Annotated in this window: 14 protein-coding genes; 10 read left to right on the forward strand and 4 right to left on the reverse strand. The window is 70.5% G+C overall.

Annotated features, from left to right (window positions below; translation table 11 throughout):
• Positions 1 to 120 precede the first annotated feature (120 nt).
• The 5 genes from ACZ6NZ_RS08730 to ACZ6NZ_RS08750 all read left to right on the forward strand — a co-directional run bounded on the left by ACZ6NZ_RS08730 (position 121) and on the right by ACZ6NZ_RS08750 (position 6,164).
• Positions 121 to 888 (forward strand): SDR family oxidoreductase, encoded by a 768-nt coding sequence (locus tag ACZ6NZ_RS08730; RefSeq protein WP_465857133.1) that lies wholly within the window; start codon positions 121 to 123, stop codon positions 886 to 888.
• Positions 889 to 982: 94 nt separating this feature from the next.
• Entirely contained in the window at positions 983 to 1,594 is a 612-nt protein-coding gene (locus ACZ6NZ_RS08735; RefSeq protein WP_465857135.1) for a TetR/AcrR family transcriptional regulator, read from the forward strand.
• A gap of 64 nt (positions 1,595 to 1,658) precedes the next feature.
• The gene (locus tag ACZ6NZ_RS08740) at positions 1,659 to 4,484 is read left to right on the forward strand and encodes an AAA family ATPase (protein WP_465857137.1); all 2,826 of its coding nucleotides are present in this window, start codon (positions 1,659 to 1,661) and stop codon (positions 4,482 to 4,484) included.
• Positions 4,485 to 4,530: 46 nt separating this feature from the next.
• Entirely contained in the window at positions 4,531 to 5,679 is a 1,149-nt protein-coding gene (locus tag ACZ6NZ_RS08745; protein WP_465857139.1) for an acyl-CoA dehydrogenase family protein, read from the forward strand.
• Positions 5,680 to 5,699: 20 nt separating this feature from the next.
• Positions 5,700 to 6,164, forward strand: a complete 465-nt coding sequence (locus tag ACZ6NZ_RS08750; protein ID WP_465857141.1) for a MaoC family dehydratase — start codon at positions 5,700 to 5,702, stop codon at positions 6,162 to 6,164.
• A 121-nt stretch (positions 6,165 to 6,285) separates the two neighbouring features.
• Here ACZ6NZ_RS08750 and ACZ6NZ_RS08755 read toward each other — a convergent pair whose 3' ends face one another.
• Positions 6,286 to 6,765, reverse strand: a complete 480-nt coding sequence (locus ACZ6NZ_RS08755) for a peptidase inhibitor family I36 protein (RefSeq protein ID WP_465857143.1) — start codon at positions 6,763 to 6,765, stop codon at positions 6,286 to 6,288.
• A gap of 112 nt (positions 6,766 to 6,877) precedes the next feature.
• Here ACZ6NZ_RS08755 and ACZ6NZ_RS08760 point away from each other — a divergent pair, with 112 nt between their 5' ends.
• The gene (locus ACZ6NZ_RS08760; RefSeq protein WP_465857145.1) at positions 6,878 to 10,768 is read left to right on the forward strand and encodes an nSTAND1 domain-containing NTPase; all 3,891 of its coding nucleotides are present in this window, start codon (positions 6,878 to 6,880) and stop codon (positions 10,766 to 10,768) included.
• Between the two features lie 102 nt (positions 10,769 to 10,870).
• Here the strand turns inward: ACZ6NZ_RS08760 and ACZ6NZ_RS08765 are convergent, their stop codons facing one another.
• From ACZ6NZ_RS08765 to ACZ6NZ_RS08775, 3 genes are all read right to left on the reverse strand, one after another.
• Entirely contained in the window at positions 10,871 to 12,010 is a 1,140-nt protein-coding gene (locus ACZ6NZ_RS08765; protein WP_465857147.1) for a cellulose binding domain-containing protein, read from the reverse strand.
• A gap of 279 nt (positions 12,011 to 12,289) precedes the next feature.
• Positions 12,290 to 13,288, reverse strand: a complete 999-nt coding sequence (locus tag ACZ6NZ_RS08770; RefSeq protein WP_465857149.1) for an acetylxylan esterase — start codon at positions 13,286 to 13,288, stop codon at positions 12,290 to 12,292.
• Between the two features lie 21 nt (positions 13,289 to 13,309).
• The gene (locus ACZ6NZ_RS08775; protein WP_465857151.1) at positions 13,310 to 14,347 is read right to left on the reverse strand and encodes a LacI family DNA-binding transcriptional regulator; all 1,038 of its coding nucleotides are present in this window, start codon (positions 14,345 to 14,347) and stop codon (positions 13,310 to 13,312) included.
• Between the two features lie 319 nt (positions 14,348 to 14,666).
• Between ACZ6NZ_RS08775 and ACZ6NZ_RS08780 the strand changes: the two genes are divergently transcribed.
• The 4 genes from ACZ6NZ_RS08780 to ACZ6NZ_RS08795 are packed head-to-tail and all read left to right on the forward strand — an operon-like array spanning position 14,667 to position 20,626.
• On the forward strand, positions 14,667 to 17,030 hold the full coding sequence (locus ACZ6NZ_RS08780) for a beta-xylosidase/alpha-l-arabinosidase (RefSeq protein ID WP_465857153.1): 2,364 nt from the start codon (positions 14,667 to 14,669) through the stop codon (positions 17,028 to 17,030).
• Positions 17,031 to 17,040: 10 nt separating this feature from the next.
• Complete coding sequence (locus ACZ6NZ_RS08785; protein WP_465857155.1) at positions 17,041 to 18,030, forward strand: ABC transporter permease; 990 nt, start codon at positions 17,041 to 17,043, stop codon at positions 18,028 to 18,030.
• Entirely contained in the window at positions 18,027 to 18,935 is a 909-nt protein-coding gene (locus ACZ6NZ_RS08790; protein WP_465857157.1) for a carbohydrate ABC transporter permease, read from the forward strand. Before ACZ6NZ_RS08785 ends, ACZ6NZ_RS08790 begins: the two co-directional genes overlap by 4 nt.
• Before the next feature lie 53 nt (positions 18,936 to 18,988).
• Positions 18,989 to 20,626 carry an ABC transporter substrate-binding protein gene (locus tag ACZ6NZ_RS08795; RefSeq protein WP_465857159.1) on the forward strand — a complete coding sequence of 546 codons (1,638 nt, stop codon included), beginning with the start codon at positions 18,989 to 18,991 and terminating at the stop codon, positions 20,624 to 20,626.
• Positions 20,627 to 20,699: the final 73 nt, after the last annotated feature.

Here is a 20,699-nt window from a genome sequence, read left to right on the forward strand (position 1 = left end):
GGGCGTGGTCCCGCCCGACCACGCCCGGTCGGACGGCTGCGCGCGTGTTGCCGGCGCGGCCCGCCGGCCGACCGTCGAAGGCGTTGACCGATACCGATCGACGCTCCTACTATCTGCACCGTGAATGCATATTCGGGCCGACTCGCGGGCCGGGTCGCCATCGTCACCGGCGCCAGTCGCGGGATCGGTCTGGCCATCGCCCAACGCCTCGTCGCCGAGGGCGCCCGGGTGAGCCTGACCGCCCGCCGACCCGAGGCGCTGGCCGACGCGGTCGCCGCCCTTGGCGGTCCGGCACACGCCCTCGCGGTGCCGGGCCGGGCCGACGATCCCGAGCATCGGGCCGCCGCGGTGCGTGCGGTCACCTCGGCGTTCGGGCCGGTGGACCTGCTGGTCAACAACACCGGCATCAACCCGGTGCACGGCCCGCTGGTCGAGCTGGACCTGGCCGCGGCCCGCAAGATCCTCGACGTGAACGTGGTCGCCGCGCTCGGCTGGGTGCAGGAGGTCTGCGCCTCCGGCCTGAGCGAGCGTGGCGGCTGCGTCGTCAACGTCTCGTCGATCGCCGGGCTCGGTCCGTCGCCCGGCATCGACTGCTACGGAGTCAGCAAGGCCGCGCTCAACCACCTCACCGCCAGCCTCGCCGTGGAGTTGGGGCCGACGGTCAGGGTCAACGCGGTCGCTCCCGGCGTGGTGAAGACCCGCTTCGCCGCCGCCCTCTACGACGGACGGGAGGCCGAGGTCGCCGCGCGGTACCCGCTCGGGCGCCTCGGCCTGCCGTCCGACGTGGCCGGCGCGGTCGCCTTCCTGGCCTCCGACGACGCCGGTTGGATCACCGGGCAGACCATCGTCTGCGACGGCGGCGTCTCACTGACCGGCCGGGCCGGATGACGGCGTCGGCGGAGCGTCCGGAGCCGCTGATCAACGGCTGTCTAGACTCGGCGGTGCGTCGGGGGACGCCGTGGCGGTGAGGGGGCGAGGGCGGATGGACGCAGTCGATGTGGCGGGCCGGGTCGACGGACGTACCGCCCGCGCCGAGCGGACCCGCGCCGCCATCGTCGAGGCGCACCTCGCGCTCATCTCCGAGGGTGACCTCCGCCCGACCGGGGAGCGCATCTCCGAGCGGGCCGGCATCTCGCTGCGCACCCTCTGGACCAACTTCAAGGACATGGAGACGCTCTTCGAGGCCAGCGGCGCGGAGGTGCTCCGCCAGCAGGACGCCGCCCACCGGCCGATCTCACCCGGGCTGCCGTTGGCGAAGCGGGTCGACGCGTACTGCCGGCAGCGGGCTCGGCTGCTCCAGCTCATCGCGCCGTCGGCGCGGGCCGCCCAGATGCGTGAGCCGGTCTCCGAACAGCTGCACCGCAACCGTCTCAAGCACATCGAACGGGTCCGCGACGAGGTCGAGGAGCTCTTCGCCGTCGAGTTAGCCGAGGCCGGGACGGGACGGGAGCAGTTGCTCAATGCCCTGGTCGCGGCGAGCACCTGGCAGGCCTGGTCGATGCTGCGCTACGGGCTCGGTCTCGGCGTGGACCAGGCCCGCGCGGTGATGGCCCGGACCGTGGGCGCTCTGCTGGCCGAGGTCGCGCCCGACTGATTCCGGCCCGGCCCGATATCGCCCCCTCTTTCCATTCGGTTTCCGATGGGTGACACTGGCAGGCATGGTTACTGCATCAAGAGTGCAACTAACCGTGCTGCGTGGCCGGGACGACGAGTGCCGGGCGGTCCGGAGCCTGCTCGACGGCATGACCAACGCCGGCGGTGCCCTGCTGGTGCGCGGGGAGCCCGGATCGGGCCGGACGGCGCTTCTCGGCTACGCCCATCGACACGCCGAGGGTGGCTGCACGGTGCTCGCCGGCGGCGGGCTCGCCGAGGAGGCCGCCCTGCCGTACGCCGGCCTGCAACGTCTGGTCGACCCGGTGCTCGACCGGGCCGCCGCGCTCCCCGGTGAGCAGCGCCACCTGCTGCGGCGCGCGCTGGCCGGGGAGAGCTGCCCGGCCGAGCGCCAGTTGACCCTGTCGATGGCGGTGCTCGGGCTGCTCACCGCCGCCGCCCGGGACCGGCCGTTGCTCGCCACGATGGACGACATCGACCGAGGTGACCCGCAGACCGCTCAGGTGCTGGCGTTCGTGGCCCGCCGGGTGCGGCACCTGCCGCTCGCCGTCCTGCTCACCGCGGACGTCACCGCCAACCTCGACGGGATACCGGCCCACCGACTGCGCGCGCTCAGCGAGCACGAGAGTCGCGCCGTCCTCACCGATCGACTCGGTCGGCTGGCCGGGCGCGACAGTGTCGAGCGGCTTCCCGACCGGCCGGCCGCGTCGGCACTGAGCGTGTTGGCCACGGTCGGCGGCGGCAACCCGCAGGCCCTGGTGGACCTCGCCGAGGTCCTCACCGCCGGGCAGTGGCGGGGCGAGGAGTCGCTGCCCGCCGCGCCACCGGCGGACGGAGCGCTGGCTCGCGCGTACCGCGCCCGGCTGGACCGGCTGCCCCCGGAGACCCGACGGGTGCTGCTGCTCGCCGCGCTCGATGAGGACGGCGAGCCGGGCACCCTGATCCGGGCCGCGGCGGCTGCTGGCGCCGAGGTCGAGGCACTCGCCCCGGCGGAGGTCGCCGGCCTGGTCCGCGTCGAGCAACGCGGCGTCACCTTTCCGCAGCCGCTGGTGCGCGCGATGATCGCGGCCAGCGCGCCGCTGGCGGAGCGCCGTGCGGCGCACCGACTGCTCGCCGAGGTGCTGGTCGCGGACGGGCAGCGGCTGCGCCGGGCGATGCACCTCGCCGCCGCGACCGCGGGCGCCGATCCGGCCCTCGCCGCCGAGTTGGAACAGGCGGCGGTCGGCGGATCCGACGGTTGGGCCGCCGCCTCGGTGGCCCTGCGGTGGGCCGCCGAACTGAGCGACCAGCCGAGGCTGACCGGCACCCGTCTGCTGGCCGCGGCCCGGTACGCCTGGGCCGGGGGACAACCCGACGAGGCCCGGCTGCTGCTCGACCGCCTCCGCGCGGTCGGCGTCGACCCGGTCGTCCGGGGTCGCGCCGACCTGCTTCGCGGCGAGCTTGATCTGCGCTGCGGCACCGCCTCGAGTGCGTCGGCCACGCTGCTGGCCGCCACCGCGGCGGTGGACGGCACCGACCGTGCCCTGGCGTTGACCGGGCTGGTACGCGCCGGCGAAGCGGTCTGCTTCACCGGCGACCAGTACCGCTACGCCGAGGTCGGCCGGCGGGCGCTGGCGTTGCGGCGCCCCGGCGACCCGCCGGCCCTGGAGGTCATGGGCTGTCTGATCGCCGGGGTGGCGGCGACCCTGCGGGGCGACCACGAGCGGGCCGGACCCGCGCTGCGCCGCGCCGTGGTGCTGGGCGACCGGCTGACCGGTTGGGCGTTGACCCCCACCGCGCTCAGCTGCGCCGCGGCGGCCGGACTGCTGGTGGCTGTGGACGGCGCGGCCCACCGGCTCGCCGAACGCGCGGTCGAGCTGGCCCGGGAACGGGGTGAGCTGTCCACGCTGTCGCGGGCGTTGGAACTGCGGGCGGTCGCCGAGTACTGGCTGGGTCGACACGAGGCGGCGGCGGAGAGCTCCCGCGACGGGCTGCGTGTCGCCCGGGCCACTGGGCAGGTCAACTGCGCCAACGTCCACCTGGGCATGCTCGCCGTCCTCGCCGCGATCCGGGCCGACCGGGAGACCAGCCTGCGGCGGATCCGGGAGATCGGCGAGTTTCCGACGCCGGGCAGCCGCCCGCACGCGCTCGCCGCGTGGGCCCTGGCAGTGCTCGACCTGGTGGACGGCCGGCACGCCGAGGCGGCGGACCGGTTGGCGTCGCTGTCCCGGCTCGGCACGCGCCGAGGTCAGGTTCTCGTGCAGGTGATGGCCACGCCGTACCTGGTGGAGGCGGCGGCGCACCTCGCGCACCGGCCGGCGGCGACGGCCGCGCTCGCCGCGTTCGACAGGTGGGCCAGCAGCACCGCGAGCCCGTTGCGCCGGGCCCTGTCCGCGCGGTGCCACGCACTGCTGGCTCCCCGGGGCGGCGCCGACGCGGAACGGGACTTCCAGGCGGCGCTGCGGCTGCACCCCACCGAGGCCGGCACGTTCGAGCGGGCGCGTACCGAACTGCTCTTCGGTCAGGAGTTACGCCGCAGTCGACGTCCTCGCGACGCGCGGACGCACCTGCACCAGGCCCGCGAGATGTTCAGCCTGCTCGGGGTGGAGTGCTGGGCCGAGCAGGCCACCACGGAGCTGCGGGCGGCCGGGGAGTCGATCGGTCCGCCGGACCTGCCCGCGGCGCGGTTGTTGACCGGCCAGCAACTGCGGATCGCGGAGTTGGTCGCCGAGGGCGCCACCAACCGGGAGATCGCCGCCCGGATGTTCCTCTCCATCCGTACGGTCGACCACCATCTGCGCAACGTGTTCCACCGGCTGGGTATCCGTTCGCGGACGGAGCTGGCCCGTGCGTTCACCGCCGAACGGCACGTCGGTCTGACCTCCGACCGGTGAAGGCCCGGTCTGGACGCGTTTAACTATCACCGCTAGTTTGAGCGTCATGGACCTCACCCTCTCCGCCGAGCAGGCGGCGGTCCGCCAGTTGGCCGCCGAATTCGCCGACCGCGAGCTGCTACCGCACGCAGCCGCCTGGGACCGCCGCGAATCGGTCGACCCCGCCATCGTCGGCATGCTCGGTGACCTGGGCTTCCTGGGGCTGACCATCGCCGAGGCCGACGGCGGTTCCGGCGGCGACCACCTCGCGTACTGCCTGGTCCTGGAGGAACTGGGCCGGGGCGACTCGGCGGTGCGCGGCATCGTCTCGGTCTCCCTCGGCCTGGTCGCGAAGTCGATCGCCGCGCACGGCAGCGCCGAACAACGGGCCCAGTGGTTACCCGGGCTCTGTGCCGGCACCGCACTCGGCTGCTTCGCGCTGACCGAGCCGGACAGCGGCTCGGACGCGGCCGCGCTGCGCACCCGGGCGGTCCGCGACGGCACCGACTGGTTGCTCACCGGCACGAAGATGTTCATCACCAACGGCACCACCGCCGACGTCGCGCTGGTCTTCGCCCGCACCGGCGGCCCCGGGCACCGGGGCATCACCGCGTTCCTGGTGCCCACCGACAGCCCGGGGCTGACCCGCCGGGAGATCCACGGCAAGCTCGGTCTGCGCGGTCAGGCCACCGGCGAGCTGGGCTTCGACGAGGTGCGGGTGCCCGACACGGCCCGCCTCGGCGCCGAGGGCGCCGGATTCCGCCTGGCCCTGGGCACCCTCGCCAAGGGCCGGATGTCGGTGGCCGCCGGGTGCGTCGGCATCGCGCAGGGCTGCCTCGACGCGGCGGTCGGTTACGCCGGGCAGCGCACCCAGTTCGGCAAGCCGATCGCCGGACACCAGCTGGTCCAACAACTGCTCGCCGCCATCGCTGTGGACACCGCCGCCGCCCGGCTGCTGGTGTGGCAGGTGGCCGACCTGATCGACCGGGACCAGCCGTTCGCCACCGAGGCGTCGACGGCCAAGCTCTTCGCCAGCGAGGCCGCCGTCCGCGCGGCCAACAACGCGGTCCAGGTCTTCGGCGGGTACGGCTACATCGACGAGTATCCGGTCGGCAAGTATCTGCGCGACGCCCGGGTGGCCACGCTCTACGAGGGCACCAGCCAGATCCAGCAACTCCTCATCGGACGCGCGCTCACCGGCGTCAACGCCTTCTAGCAGTTGTAGGGAGATCCGGCATGAGAGTCTTCACCTCGTTCGAGGAGCTGGCCGCCGCGACCGGCGAGAGCCTCGGGCCCGGTCCGTGGCAACGCGTCGAGCAGAGCCGCGTCGACCTGTTCGCCGACGCCACCGACGACCACCAGTGGATCCATGTCGACCCGGTCCGGGCCGCGGCGGGGCCGTTCGGCGCGACGATCGCCCACGGGTACCTCACCCTCTCGCTGTTGCCGGCGTTGGCGGGCGGGCTCTACCGGGTCGAGGGGGTGGCGATGGGCGTCAACTACGGGCTGAACCGGGTGCGTTTCCCCGCGCCGCTGCGGGTCGGCGCCGCCGTGCGGGCCACCGCGACCATCGCCGACGTGTCGCCGGTCACCGGCGGTGTGCAGCTGGTCGTGACGGTCACCGTGGAAAGCGACGGCGGCGGCAAGCCCGTCTGCGTGGCCGAGACCGTGAGCCGGCTCTACGGCGCCGCGCGGCAGTGAGCGACCAGCTCGGCGAGGGTTGCGAGGTGCTCGACGCCGCGTTCTACACGGCCCCCTGAGCACCAGAGCAGGTTGACGGGGCGGCGACGGGACTCCGTCGCCGCCCCCATCGTTGCGCGTCCTAGCAGTCGACGCGGAGCGAGCTGGCCTTGTTCCTTGCGCTCGTCGCCAGATTGACGTTCTTGCTGTTATTCCAGATCGATTGCAGCGGCGTCCCCGTTCCGCTGGCGTTGTCGAAGAGGCGCATCGTGCCTCCGCCGCGGTTCCGTACCGACTCGATGTTGTTGTTCATGCCGGACGGCATGGCCAAGTTGGGCTCACAGCGGGCCAGGATGTACATGGTTCCCGTCGCGTTGAGGCCGGTCCACAGGCAGGCGTAGCCGGCCGGACAGTCGCCCCATGCCTGGGTTCCGAATCCGACCTCGGTCAGGCCGCTGCTGGTCACGGTCTCCGGCCGGGCGTCGACGGATGCGGCGGAGGCCGGAGATCCCGCCAGCGGCACGAGTAGACCGACGGCGACCGCGAGGGCCGCGAATCGGTGCCGTACCGAAGGTCGGGGTCGCGAGGCACCGTTCTCAGCTGCAGTAGGGGTGATGTTCATGTCTACCTTTCCTGAACTGATAATGCGTCAGAGATGGACGTGTTCTCGGTAGTGAGCTTGTCAGCGAATACCCCCTCGTCTATTCGAGGATCGCGTGATACCCCCCGATCCCATGGCGACCATCGGTGCTGTTGGCGGCAGCAGCGATGCCGTTCATGGCGTGTATCACACGTCCCTTTCGCTCCTCCTCCGTGCCGCCGGTCGCGCCGGGTCGTCGAACGTGGCCGCACGCCTAGTTGTGCTGTGGCCGCTATCCGACACTCGCCGATTGGCGTTCACGGAACTAGATATAGTCGCCAATAGATTGTTTGCCAATCATGTCGCCAGGCTGACAAACAACTCTGCGACGGGGGACAACGTGGGAAGACCTGAGCGGCCACTGGACCCGGAGGCAGGCGAGCTGGAGCGGTTCGCGCTCGACCTGCGCCAGCTGCGGACAAAGGCAGGCTCGCCGACGTACCGCCAACTGGCCAGACGTGCGCACTTCTCGGTGACCACGCTGGCAAAGGCGGCCAGCGGCGAGACCGTGCCGAGCCTTCAGGTGACACTGGCGTATGTGGCCGCCTGTGACGGAGATTCGGCCGAATGGGCCGAACGGTGGCACAGTCTGATCGCTAGCGTGACGTCCAGCGAGACGGTGGGAGTCGGTCGCGGGCCGTACTGGGGGATGGCAGCCTTTCAACCAGAAGACTCAGAATGGTTCTTCGGACGCGAGCGCCTGGTGACTCAGCTCCGCGCAATGCTTACCCGCCTCCGGTTCGTCGCGGTTTTCGCCCCGTCGGGTGCGGGCAAGTCATCCCTGCTACGAGCGGGTCTGATAGCGGCCGTTGTCGAGAATCCCGTCAAGGGCCAGCCAGCCTGGGCCACGGCGCTGATGACGCCCGGCGAACACCCGATCGAAGAACTCGCGCTCCAGCTCGTCGATGGATCGGACCTGACTCGCGACACGGTCCAGCGCCGCCTGACCGATGACCCGGCCAGTATTCGCGCAACAATCGAGCAGATTCTCGATGTCCGGCCATCGGTAGCGAACATGCTCATCGTGGTGGACCAGTTCGAGGAGCTCTTCACGCTCTGCCGCGACGAGGAGGAGAGGTCGGGGTTTATTGCCGCCCTGCTCGCCGCGGCGGAGGTTCCCCGGGTCCGCGTGGTGCTCGGTGTGCGAGCCGACTTCTATGGTCGGTGCGCCGCCTATCCGGCCCTGGTGGCCGCTCTCCACGAGCACCAGCTGCTGATCGGCCCGATGGACGATGAGGATCTGCGCCGGACGATCACCGGTCCCGCCCAGCGCGCCGGGTTGCTCGTCGATCCGGCGTTGGTGGAGATGGCCGTGGCGGACGTTGGTGGTCAGACGAGTGCGCTGCCGCTGCTGTCCCACGCACTGTTGGAGACCTCGCGCCGTCGGCAGGGCAAGCGGATCACGTTGGCCCACTACCGCGAATCGGGCGGGGTGAATGGCGCCATCACCCGTACCGCTGAGGGGGTGTACGGGCAGTTCGATGAGGGGCAGCGCGGGCTGGCACGGGACATCTTCCTTCGCCTGACCGCCCTCGGTGACGGCACCGAGGACACCCGACGCCGGGCACCCCTCGCTGAGTTGGTGGGCGGGGCCGATCCGTTGGCCGCGGCTGAGGTGCTGGGCAGGTTGACGGCCGCGCGGCTGGTCACGGCGGACGAGAAGGGCGTCATGGTGGCCCACGAGGCCCTGATCCAGGAGTGGCCCCGGCTGCGCCGCTGGCTGAACGAAGATCGGGAGCTGCTGCGCTCCCACCGCAGGCTGACCGGAGCTGCCGCCGAGTGGGATCGGCACGACCGCGCGGACGGATTCCTGTATCGGGGGGTCCAGTTGGCACTCTGGGGCACGCACCGGGTGATGGACCTCAGCGACCTGGAGCGGGACTTTCTGGAAACCAGCCGGGCACGAGAGGGCCGGCGCCGGGCAGCCCGACGGCGGCGGATCAGCGTGGCGTTGACCGGGCTCGCGGCAACCGTTGTCGTGGTGAGCGTCCTCGCGGTAGTGACGCTGGTGCAGGCGAACCGGGCGACCGCCGAACGAGATCTCGCTGTTTCCCGGCAGCTGACGGTCGAGGCGAACAACCAACTGCAGATCGATCCGCAGCAGGCGCAACGCCTCGCCCGACGCGCTCTGACCACACGCCCGACCGTCGGTGCAGAGATGGCGCTCCGCCAGGCTGCCGTCGATGACCGGCTGCAGGCTGTTGTGCCGATGAGCAGCAAGAAGGCCCTGGGGGTGGCGTTCAGTCCGGACGGACAGCGGGTGGCGGCCACCGGGACGGACGGCGAGGTGCGGGTATGGAACTGGGCCGGGCACGGCGTCTCTGGACCGGGTCTGGCTCTCACCGGCGGATCCGATGGACAGGTCTGGAGCCCGGTGTTCAGCCGGGACGGGAAGCGACTGGTCACCGCCGGTTCGGACGGCACCGTCCGGATCTGGCAGGTCGATGGAACCGCTGGGCCCATCGTCCTACGCGGGCACGAAGGCCCGGTCTGGGGAGCGGCCTTCAGCCCTGACGGACGGTTGGTCGCCAGTGCTGGCGAGGACACCACCATTCGGGTCTGGGATGCCAGTGGCGACGGCCAGCCGGTGGTGCTGCGTGGGCACACGAAGGTCGCGGTCGGTGTGGCCTTCAGCCCGGACGGTCGCCAGTTGGCCAGCGGCGGCCACGACGCGACGGTACGGCTCTGGGATCTTGCCACCCGATCCACCAGAAAGATTCTCACCGGGCCGCGTGAGGCCACCAGGACGTTGGTGTTCAGCCAGGACGGCACCCGCCTGGCCTGCTCCAGCGCCGACGGTACGGCCTGGATATGGCCGCTGACCGGGCGGGCGGCGCCGGTGGTGCTGCGTGGGCACGAGGGCACTGTGGAAGGGCTCGCGCTGAGCCCAGACGAGCAGTGGGCCGCGACCACCAGTGACGATCTGACCGTACGGATCTGGAACGTCAACGGCGCCGGCGACCCGTTGGTGCTGCGGGGCCACACCAACCGGGTCTGGGCGTTGGCGTTCAGCCCGGATGGATCCCGGCTGGTGAGCGCGGCCGATGATGGCACGCTACGGATCTGGGACCCGGGCAGCGAACGACTGATTCTGCGCGGTCACAAGAAAGCCACCTGGACCGCAGCGTTCACCCCGGACGGGCGGCGGGTGGTCAGCGGCGGCGAAGACGGCACGGTACAGGTCTGGGACCTGGCCACACCGGCCGAGCCGCGGGTGCTCGGCCGCCACGACGGCGACGTCTACGGCCTCACTGTCAGCTCGGACGGAACGAGTGTGGCCACCGGCGGCCGCGACGGCAGCGTACGAGTCTGGAACCTCACCGGCAACAACGATCCGCTGGTGCTCCGCGGGCACGAGAAGCAGGCGTGGATCGCCGACTTCAGCCCTGACGGCCGTCGCCTGGCCAGCGTCAGCAACGACGGGAGCCTGCGAATCTGGGACCTCACCGGCCAGAGTGCGCCGGTAGTGCATCGAGTCGCCGAAGAAATCCGGTACGCCGCCTTCAGTCCGGACGGCAAGAGGGTCGCCACGGCCGGCGCGGAGGGCACGCTACGGATCTGGGACGCTCTCGGCAGGGCTGAACCACTGCTCCTTCCCGGTCACGAGGGATTGGTCTGGGCTGTGGCCTTCAGTCCGGACGGACAGCGGGTCGCCAGTGCCGGCTTCGACGGCACCGTGCAGATTCGCTCCGTCACGAGCGGCGTCGCGCCGATGGTGTTGCGAGGACACGAGGGTCCGGTCTGGCACGTGTCGTTCAGCCCTGATGGGCAATGGGTGCTCAGCTCCGGGAAGGACGGCACCGCTCGGCTGTGGCACGCTTCGGAGGCCGCGCAGTCCGTGACCTTCGGGGGATTCGGCGCCTCCGTGGAGACCGTCGACTTCAGCCCGGACGGCGAGCGGCTCGTCTCGACGCATGACGACGGCACGGTACGCGTCTGGCCCTGTCGAGCGTGTGCACCTGTCGAAAGCCTGCTGGAGCCGTGACGAGCAACGTTCACGGCGTCGAGGCGCGACGCGGTGGCTGGCCGACGAATGGATGCTGGGGCGGTGCCGGGCCACTGGGGCCCGGCACCGCGACGCATGGGGTCAGGCGAGCGTGCAGGCGGTGCCGTTGAGGGTGAATGCGGCCGGCCGGCCGGTGCCGCCCGTGTGGGTCGCCTGGAAGCCGATGTCGACCGAGGCGCTCGGCGCGATCGTCGCGTTGTAGGAGACGTTTCGGGCGGTCACCGCGCCGCTGGTCGGGGAGTAGCTGGCGTTCCAGCCGCTGGTGATGCTCTGCCCACCGGGCAGTGTGAACGCCAGGGCCCAACCGATCACCGGCGTGCTGCTCGTGTTGGTCACCGAGACCGACGCGGTGAGACCGCTGTTCCAGGCGTTGACCGTGTACGCGACACGGCAGGCACCGGACGGCGGGGGCGTGGTCGGTGGTTCGGTGGTGGGTGGGGGCGTGGTCGGAGGCGTGTCACCCCCGATGCTGCCGGGCACCGTACGGAGAGCGTCGTACCAGGCGGCGGCCATCTTGCGGTAGCCGGTGGCGTTCGGGTGCACTCCGTCGGCCAGGTCACTGAGCGTCAGGGCGCTATACATGTCGACCAGGTGAACCCGTTTCCCGGCGGCGGCCCGGCTCTGCACGATCCCGGGGATCGCGGCGTTGTAGCCCCGGACCTGGTTGTCCGCGCCGGCCTTCGGGACGATCGTCGCGACGAACACGTCCGCGTTCGGGGCGGTGTTGGTGATCCGGTCGACGAGGGTGGCCAGTCGGGACGGGGCCCCGGACGTGTCGCCGTACATGTCGTTGGTGCCGATGTGCAGCAGCACGGTCCGCGGATTCGTGGCCCGCAACCAGTTCACCACGTTGGCGTCGATCTGGGCGATCGTCCAGCCGGAGTGGCCCTGGTGGTCGTGGTCGCCGAGGCTGGCGGGCCCGTTGAACTGGGAGCCGACGAAGTCGATCCGGTAACCGCCGGACGTGAACCGTTGCCACAACTCGATCCGGTAGCCGCCGGGGACGTTGAATCCGTCGGTGATCGAGTCGCCGAGCGGCATCACGCGGACGCCGCCGTTGGACTCCGCGCTGGCGGGAGTGGTCGCGATCGGCACGGCGGCGACCATGGCGGCGACGGCGGCCAGGGCCGTCCACCATCGACGAGCCCGCCGGGGCCTCGACGTCGGTGCGCTGCCGGTCGGTGCGAGCGGGACGGGTGGCGCGAGCGTTGGACTGCGCATGGGACATCCTCTGGTGGGGGGTGCGCGACATCAGCGGTCACCGGGGTACGGCTGCCGTCATGACGCGGTACGCGGAGGTGGGGTGCGCGGCACGACCATGAACCCGGACGCCTGCACTGGTGGTCGTGGCGGTTAGCGGCGGTCACCGGCCGTCGAGCATCTGACGGGGACGGACCGGGAAGGCCGTGGCGGAGGTGTGCCCTGCACCTCGCCTGACGCACCATAGCGTGTTATCGCTAACACCGGCAACGCATCAGCATCCGACGATGCGCTCGGCGTTCAGGACTGCGCCGGGTGCAGGATCGAGCCCAGCCAGCGCAGCTGACGCCGCACGTGCACGGCCTCGCCGCCCTCATGACCGTTGAACGGGTAGACGTGCATCTCCCGCTCGGGCGGGACCGGCCTGCCGTTCGCGGCACCGTAGTGGTTGTAGGCGGCGAAGGCGGTTCGCGGTGGGCAGACGGTGTCGCGTCCGCCGACGCCGAAGTGTGCCGGCGCGGTCGCCCGACGTGCGAAGTTGACACCGTCGACATAGGACAAAGTGCGCCACACCGCATCCTGGGCCTCCCGGGCCACCGCCAGGTACCGGGCGATCTCGCCGTACGGCGCGAGGTCGGTGAGCGCGACGGCCCGGCGCATGTCGCACAGGAACGGGGCGGTGGTCAGCACCGCGCTGAGATTCTCGACGAGACCCGCCACCGCCAGGGCGATACCGCCACCCTGGCTGTTGCCGACCACGGTGACCCGGTCACCCTCGACCCCCGGCAGCGCGCGGACCGCCTCGACCGCCCGCACCGCGTCGGCTATCAGGCGGCGGTAGTGGTAGGTGCGCGGATCGAGGATTCCCCAGGTGGCCGGCCAGGGCCCGCCGGGAGCGCCGTGCGGGTCGGGGGTGTCCCCGGCGCCGTGCTGCCCCGCCTGTCCCCGATTGTCCATCAGCAGGTGCGCGTAGCCGGCCACCGCCCAGGTCGGCCGTTCGTGGGGCAGGCCGCGCCCGCGGCCGTAGCCGGCGTACTCGACCACGGCCGGCAGCGGTTCGCTGACCCCGGCCGGGCGGGTGTACCAGGCGCGGACCGGGTCACCACCGAAGCCGGCGAACGTGACGTCCCAGGAGTCGAGCAGCCGCAGGTCGGTGGGTTCGGGGCGGACGTCGACGAGCACCGGTACGGTTGCCGCCCCGGTGAGCGTGTCCCGCCAGAACTCGTCGAAGTCGTCGGGTTCGGCGACCTCGGGTGCGTACCGCTGGAGGTCGTCGAAGGTGGGGGCGGAGTGCGGCACGGGTCCTCGCAGGGGCCGGGGTCAGTGCGGATGGGCGGGGGGTGCGGTGCTCTCCCGGACGACCAGCTCGGTCACCAGGTCGATCCGGCTGGTCGCCGGCTCGTTGCCCCTGGTCAGGTCGAGCAGCATCTGGGTGGCGATGCCGGCCATGTCGCGCAACGGCTGGTTGATCGTGGTGAGCGCCGGGTCGGTCCAGGCGGAGACCGGCAGGTTGTCGTACCCGATCACCGAGAGGTCCTCGGGCACCCGCAGGCCGCACTGACGGGCGGCCCGGAGCACCCCCATGGCCTGGATGTCCGACCCGGCGAAGATCGCCGTGGGTCGGTCCGGCCGCTGGAGCAGTTGCAGCCCGTGGGCGTGCCCCGTTCCGGCGGAGAAACTGCCGTAGCGGATCAGCTCGCGGTCGACCACTATGCCGGCTTCGTCGTGGGCCGACTGGAAGCCGGCCGCGCGGGCTCGACTGCACAGCACGTCGGGTGGCCCGGAGATGATGGCGAGCCGTCGGTGCCCCAGCTCCAGCAGGTGCCGGGCGGCGAGCAGGCCGCCGTTCCAGTTGTTCGACCCAACGGTCGGCACCGAGGCCGAGGTGGCACTGTCGGTGTCGACGACGACGAAGGGGATGCCCTGGCGGCGCAGGTGCTGCTGTTGGGCCTCGGCCAGGTGGGAGAGGACGAACACCACGCCCAGGGGGCGGTCGACGAGTAACGCCTCCAGCCATCGTGCGGGCGGGCGGTGCGCGCCGTCGAGTTGGGCGATCGACAACCCGATGCCGGCCGCGGAGGTCACCGCCTCGACGCCCCGCAGGATCTCCATCGCCCAACCCGTGTCGAACTCGTGGAACACGAGATCCACCCGGCCGCCGCTGGTCGCCTGTCGACGGGCGCGGCGCTGGTACTGGTGGCGGTCGAGGCTCGCCTCCACCCGGGCTCTGGTGCCGGGGGCGACGTCGCCGCGTCCGTTGAGGACCTTGGACACGGTCGCGACCGATACGCCGACATCGTTGGCGATGGTCGCGATGGTGGTGGAGGCGGGTGGGTCGAGCGGGCGGTGCTCTGTCATCGCGGCCTCATACAGCATCCGAAAGTTTCGGGCGACCTTAACATGACGGGACATTCACGCCAGTAGCTGTCGCACTCGGGCCACGCATTCGCCGGGCATCGCGCGGCTCGTTGGCAACGGAATGCCGATCGCGGGCTCACCGTGTGCAGGAAACATCCCCTGGTAGTCCGATTGGGACACTTGACAGCCATCGATGGGGCACTTAGGTTGCCGAAAAGGTTACGCGGGTTTCCGGAAAGTTTCGGATCGTGAGAAACGTCCGCCACGGAACTGGTTCCACCAGGGCACGGGGATGTGGCCGGAGCTAAGGGGTCAGGGCATGAGAAGTCAGTCGCTCTCCGACGGCGGCGCCGCGCCGTGGCGTGATCAGCGGCTGTCGCCGACCGAGCGGGCCGAGGCGCTCCTGCCGATGATGTCCATCGAAGAGAAGATCGCCCAGCTCGTCGGGGTCTGGGTCGGCGCCGACGCCAGCGGCGAGGGCGTCGCACCGCACCAGTCGGACATGATCAGCGAGCTGCCGCCGTGGAGCACCGTCATTCGGTACGGTCTGGGCCAGCTGACCCGTCCGTTCGGCACCGCCCCGGTCGACCCGGTGTCCGGCGCCCGGTCGCTGGCCGCCTCGCAGGCGCAGATCGTGGCCGCCAGTCGGTTCGGCATTCCGGCGCAGGTGCACGAGGAGTGCCTCACCGGGTTCGCGGCGTGGCGGGCCACCGTCTACCCGACTCCGTTGAGCTGGGGCGCGTCCTTCGACCCCGAACTGGTCGAGGCGATGGCCGACCGCATCGGGCGGTCGATGCGCGCCGCCGGTGTGCACCAGGGCCTCGCCCCGGTGCTGGACGTCACCCGGGACTACCGCTGGGGCCGTACCGAGGAGACGATCGGCGAGGACCCCTACCTGGTCGGGACGACAGGTGCCGCCTACGTGCGGGGCCTGGAGCGGGCCGGTGTGGTGGCCACGCTGAAACACTTCGCCGGCTACTCCGCCTCCCGAGGCGGACGCAATCTCGCGCCGGTGCCGATGGGCCGGCGCGAGCTGGCCGACGTCATCCTGCCGCCGTTCGAGATGGCGCTGCGTCTCGGCGGCGCCCGTTCGGTGATGAACTCCTACGCCGAGATCGACGGCCTGCCCGTCGCGGCCGACCGTGGGCTGTTGACCGGGTTGTTGCGGGACGAGTGGGGCTTCACCGGCACCGTGGTGGCCGACTACTTCGCCGTACGGTTCCTGCAGACCCTGCACGGAGTCGCCGGGGATGCCGCCGAAGCGGCCCGGCTCGCCCTGCGGGCCGGGATCGACGTCGAGCTGCCCACCGTGGACGCCTTCGGCGAACCGTTGGTGCAGGCGGCTCGCCGCGGCGAGGTCGACGAGGCGCTGATCGACTGCGCGCTGCGTCGGGTGCTGATCCAGAAGATCGAGCTCGGCCTGCTCGACGAGGGCTGGCAGGAGCTGCCCGACGACGTGGCGTCCCTGCGCTTCGACGACGAGGCCAGCCAGGACATCGCCCTTCGCCTGGCGAGGGAGTCCGTCGTCCTGGTGCGCAACACCGGCGTCCTCCCGCTCGCCGCGGCCAGCCGGGTCGCCCTGGTCGGCCCGGTCGCGGACGACCCGATGGGCATGCTGGGCTGCTACTCGTTCCCCAACCACGTGGGCGTCAACCACAGCGACTTCGGGCTCGGCCTGGCCATCCCCACACTGCGCGACGAGTTGGCCCGGCGAGTCCCGATGCTCACCCACGAGCCGGGGTGCACCGTCACCGGCGACGACACCTCGGGCATCCCGGCCGCGGTCGCCGCTGCTGCCGCCGCCGACGTGTGCGTGCTGGCCGTCGGCGACCGGGCGGGAATGTTCGGCCGGGGCACCTCCGGTGAGGGCTGCGACGCCGTCGACCTGCGACTACCCGGCGTGCAGAGCGACCTCGTCCGCGCCGTCCTCGCCACCGGCACCCCGGTCGTCCTGGTCCTGATGACCGGCCGCCCGTACGCGCTCGGCCCGGAGTTCGACGACGCGGCGGCCGTGGTGCAGGCGTTCTTCCTCGGCCAGCTCGGTGGGCAGGCCCTCGCCGAGGTGCTCACCGGCGCGGTCAACCCGTCCGGACGGTTGCCGGTCAGCGTGCCCCGCGACGCCGGCGGGCTGCCGAGCACCTACCTCGCGCCACCGCTCGGCCGGCGCACCAAGGTCTCCTCGATCGACCCGACCCCGGCGTACCCGTTCGGCCACGGGCTGAGTTACACCACTTTCGAGTGGTCCGACGCCACAGTGGTCGAACCGGGTGAGGATCCGACCGCCTGGCCGGTCGACGGCGAGGTACGGGTGCGGATCACCGTCGCCAACACCGGTGAGCGGGCCGGCACCGAGGTCGTGCAGCTCTACCTGCACGACCCGGTCGCGCAGACCACCCGTCCGGTGGTCCGGCTGATCGGCTACACCCGGCTGCCGATGGCGCCCGGCGAGGTGGCGCACGTGACGTTCGGCGTACCTGCCGACGTGGCGTCCTTCACCGGGCTGACCGGCAGACGCATCGTCGAGCCCGGCGACGTCGAGCTGCGGTTCGGCCGATCCAGCGGCGAGGTGGCGGCGGCCCTGCCGCTGCGACTGGTCGGCACCGAACGCCAGGTCGGTTTCGAGCGGGAACTGCTCACCTCGGTGCGGGTCGAGCCCCTCGTGGCCGTTGCGCAGTCGGCGTAGGAGGTCACGGATGACATCCACCCTGCGGCCACCGCCGCCGGCGCCGCCGAGTCCTCCGCAGCGGGCGCAGAGCCCCGCCCCGCGCTCGCCGCGACGCCGGCGCACCTGGCGGCAGGCACTGCGCCGCGACTGGCAGCTCTACTCCCTGGCCATTCTGCCGCTGCTGTTCTTCCTGGTCTTCCGGTATCTGCCGATGATCGGCAACATCATCGCGTTCCGTCGGTTCAAGCCGGGCGGCAGCATCTTCGGTGAGTACTGGGTCGGGCTGCGCTACTTCCGGATGTTCCTCACCGACCCGACCTTCTGGGAGGTGTTCACCAACACCCTCGTGCTCGGGGCGTTGACCCTGCTGTTCTGCTTCCCGCTGCCGATCGTGCTGGCGCTGCTGCTCAACGAGGTCCGGGCCCGCCGCTTCAAGCGGTTCGTCCAGTCCGTGTCCTACCTGCCGCACTTCCTGTCGATCGTGATTGTGGCGGCGATGGTCATGCAGTTGACCTCGATCGAGGGCACCGCTAACCAGATCGTCAACCTCTTCGGTGGCGACCCGGTGGCCTTCCTGCAGAAACCGGAGTGGTTCCGCACCATCTACGTCTCGTCCGAGGTCTGGCAGACCGTCGGGTGGGGCACGATCCTCTACCTCGCCGCCCTCACCACCATCGACGAGGACCTGTACGAGGCCGCCCGGATCGATGGCGCCGGCCGGTTGCGACAGACCTGGCACGTCACGTTGCCCGGCATCCGTCCGACGATGGTGACCCTGCTGATCCTCAACATCGGCAGCTTCCTGGCGGTGGGGTTCGAGAAGATCCTGCTGCTCTACAACCCGTTGACGTATCCGACCGCGGACGTGATCTCCACCTATCTGTTCCGGATGGGCTTCCAGTCGAGCAACTTCAGCTACGCGGCCGCCATCGGCCTCTTCGAGGCCGTTATCGGGCTGATCCTCGTCCTGTCGGCGAACATCATTTCCCGTCGCACTGTGGGGACGAGCCTGTGGTGACCCTCGGTACGAAGATCGACGGACCGACGACGCGCGGGCCGGACGACAGCCGCGGCTACCGGATCTTCCGCGTGGTCAACACCGTCGTTCTGCTGGGCGTCGTGGTCGTGACGTTGTACCCGTTCCTCAACATCGTCGCCCGCTCGCTCAGCGAAGAGGCGTACATCCTCGCCGGCGAGGTGACCTTCTTCCCGCGCGGGTTCGACCTGACCGCGTACAAGCTGCTGACGTCGGACGCGATGTTCTGGACGAACTACCGCAACACGGTGGTCTACACGGTGGTCGCCACGCTCATCTCGATAGTGCTGACCACGTGTTACGCGTACGTCCTGTCGAAGCCGCAGCTCAAGGGGCGCCCGTTCCTCATCGGTGTCGCGCTGTTCACCATGTTCTTCTCCGGTGGCCTGATTCCCAACTACGTGCTGGTCACCAGCCTGGGCATGAAGAACACCATCTGGGCCGTGGTGATCCCCAACGCCATCAGCGTGTTCAACCTGCTGGTCATGAAGGCGTTCTTCGAGAGTCTGCCGAGCGACTTGGAGGAGGCCGCGGCCGTCGACGGGCTGAACACCTACGGCATCCTGCTGCGGATCGTGCTGCCACTGTCGAAGGCGATCATCGCGACGATGGTGCTCTTCTACGCGGTGTCCTTCTGGAACTCGTGGTTCACCGCGTTCCTCTACATCGACCGGCAGGATCTGCTGCCGGTCACCGTGTACCTCCGCAACCTCATCGCGGGCGCCACGAGCGCCGAGTCGGCCGCGGCCGACGCCGACAAGGTCCAGGCCGCGGCCACCCTCCAAGCCGTGACGATCGTGCTCACCACCCTGCCGATCCTGGCGGTCTACCCCTTCGTCCAGCGGTACTTCGTCCGCGGCGTGTTGCTCGGCGCGGTCAAGGGATGACGCCGGCGTCGCACCGCTTCCCCACCGAAACCCCACCACCGAAAGGACGAGCCATGCTCCACAAGACGTGGCGCCGCCTGGCACTGGCCACCGCGGGTCTGCTTGCGCTCTCCCTTGCCACCGCCTGTTCCGAGGACCCCGGTGAGTCGACCGACCTCTCCGAGAACCGGGTCGGCGCGATGGCCAACTACGGCATCGGTGACCAGTTCAAGGCCACCGAGGCGCTCTCGTTCTCCACCCTCTACAACAACCACACGTTCTACCCGCTCAAGGAAGACTGGGTGTTCTGGTCGGAGCTCACCAAGCGGACCAACGTCAAGATCGAACCGGTGGCCGTGCCGCTGAGCGACTACGAGCAGAAGCGCAGCCTGCTGATCGGCGCCGGCGACGCCCCGCTGATCATCCCGAAGACGTACCACCCGCAGGAGAACGCCTTCGTGTCCTCCGGGGCGATCCTCCCGGTGAGCGACTACCTGGACCTGATGCCCAACCTCAAGGACAAGATCACCAAGTGGAACCTCAAGCCGGAGATCGACAACCTGCGGCAGTCCGACGGTAAGTTCTACCTGCTTCCCGGTTTGCACGAGAAGCCCACGCAGGACTACACCGTGCTGGTGCGCACCGACATCATGCAGGAGCTCAACCTGGCGGTCCCGAAGACCTGGGACGAGCTGTACACGGTGCTCAAGGCGATGAAGGCGAAGTACCCGAACGTCTACCCGTACTCCGACCTCTTCAGCAAGCCCAACCCGACCGGCGCGCTGCTGAACATCCTCGGCTCGGCCCACGGCACCCAGGCGGGCTGGGACTACCAGCACGCGACCTGGGACCCGGCGGCGAAGAAGTTCAGCTACACCGGCGCGTCCGAGCAGTACAAGCAGATGGTCACCTACCTGCACAAGCTCGTCGCCGAGGGCCTGCTCGACCCGGAGAGCTTCACCCAGACCGACGACCAGGCCCGCCAGAAACTCGCCAACGGCAAGTCCTTCGTGGTCACCGGCAACGCGCAGACCCTGGTCAACAACCACCGCCCCGACCTGGCCAAGACCCTGCCGAACGCCAAGATGGCCAAGATCCCGCTGCCGGTCGGCCCGGCCGGCGAGATCAACCCGTTCCCCCGCCTGGAGAACGGCATCATGATCTCCACGAAGGCCCGGGAGAGCAAGAACTTCGTGGCCATGATGCAGTTCATCGACTGGCTGTGGTATTCGGATGCAGGCCTGGAGTTTGCCCGCTGGGGCATCGAGGGCACGACGTTCACCAAGGACGCGTCCGGCAAGCGCACGCTCGACCCCGGAGTCGACTTCCTCGGGCTCAACCCGAAGGCCCCCAAGCACCTGCAGAAGGACTTCGGCTTCCAGAACGGCGTCTTCGCCTACGGCGGCAGCCCCGACCTGGTCCGCGGCTTCTTCTCCCCGGAGGAGCTGGAGTTCCAGAAGGTGATGGACGCCCGGACCCCGAGGGTGGTGCCTCCGCCGGCCCCGTTGAGCGACGAGGAGCGCGAGCAGGTGTCGCTCTGGGAGACGCCGCTGAAGGACTTCGTCACCCAGAACACGCTGAAGTTCGCCCTGGGTCAGCGTCCGCTCAGCGAGTGGGACGCGTATGTGGCCGAGCTGAAGGCCAAGAACTCCGACCAGTACATCGACCTGGTCAACAAGGCGTACGAGCGGTTCCAGAAGAACAACGGCTGATCGGCGGGAGTCCGGTCGGGTCGCCTGGCGCGGCCCGGCCGGACCCCCGGGCCGACCACGGATCAGCTGAGTC

This window comes from Micromonospora sp. NPDC047756 (assembly GCF_055587245.1).

Coding starts and splice junctions, on each gene's coding strand:
- ACZ6NZ_RS08735 (WP_465857135.1), top strand. CDS start 983: ATGGACGCAGTCGATGTGGCGGGCCGGGTCGACGGACGTACCGCCCGC.
- ACZ6NZ_RS08740 (WP_465857137.1), top strand. CDS start 1,659: ATGGTTACTGCATCAAGAGTGCAACTAACCGTGCTGCGTGGCCGGGAC.
- ACZ6NZ_RS08745 (WP_465857139.1), top strand. CDS start 4,531: ATGGACCTCACCCTCTCCGCCGAGCAGGCGGCGGTCCGCCAGTTGGCC.
- ACZ6NZ_RS08750 (WP_465857141.1), top strand. CDS start 5,700: ATGAGAGTCTTCACCTCGTTCGAGGAGCTGGCCGCCGCGACCGGCGAG.
- ACZ6NZ_RS08755 (WP_465857143.1), bottom strand. CDS start 6,765: ATGAACATCACCCCTACTGCAGCTGAGAACGGTGCCTCGCGACCCCGA.
- ACZ6NZ_RS08760 (WP_465857145.1), top strand. CDS start 6,878: ATGGCGACCATCGGTGCTGTTGGCGGCAGCAGCGATGCCGTTCATGGC.
- ACZ6NZ_RS08765 (WP_465857147.1), bottom strand. CDS start 12,010: ATGCGCAGTCCAACGCTCGCGCCACCCGTCCCGCTCGCACCGACCGGC.
- ACZ6NZ_RS08775 (WP_465857151.1), bottom strand. CDS start 14,347: ATGACAGAGCACCGCCCGCTCGACCCACCCGCCTCCACCACCATCGCG.
- ACZ6NZ_RS08780 (WP_465857153.1), top strand. CDS start 14,667: ATGAGAAGTCAGTCGCTCTCCGACGGCGGCGCCGCGCCGTGGCGTGAT.
- ACZ6NZ_RS08785 (WP_465857155.1), top strand. CDS start 17,041: ATGACATCCACCCTGCGGCCACCGCCGCCGGCGCCGCCGAGTCCTCCG.
- ACZ6NZ_RS08795 (WP_465857159.1), top strand. CDS start 18,989: ATGCTCCACAAGACGTGGCGCCGCCTGGCACTGGCCACCGCGGGTCTG.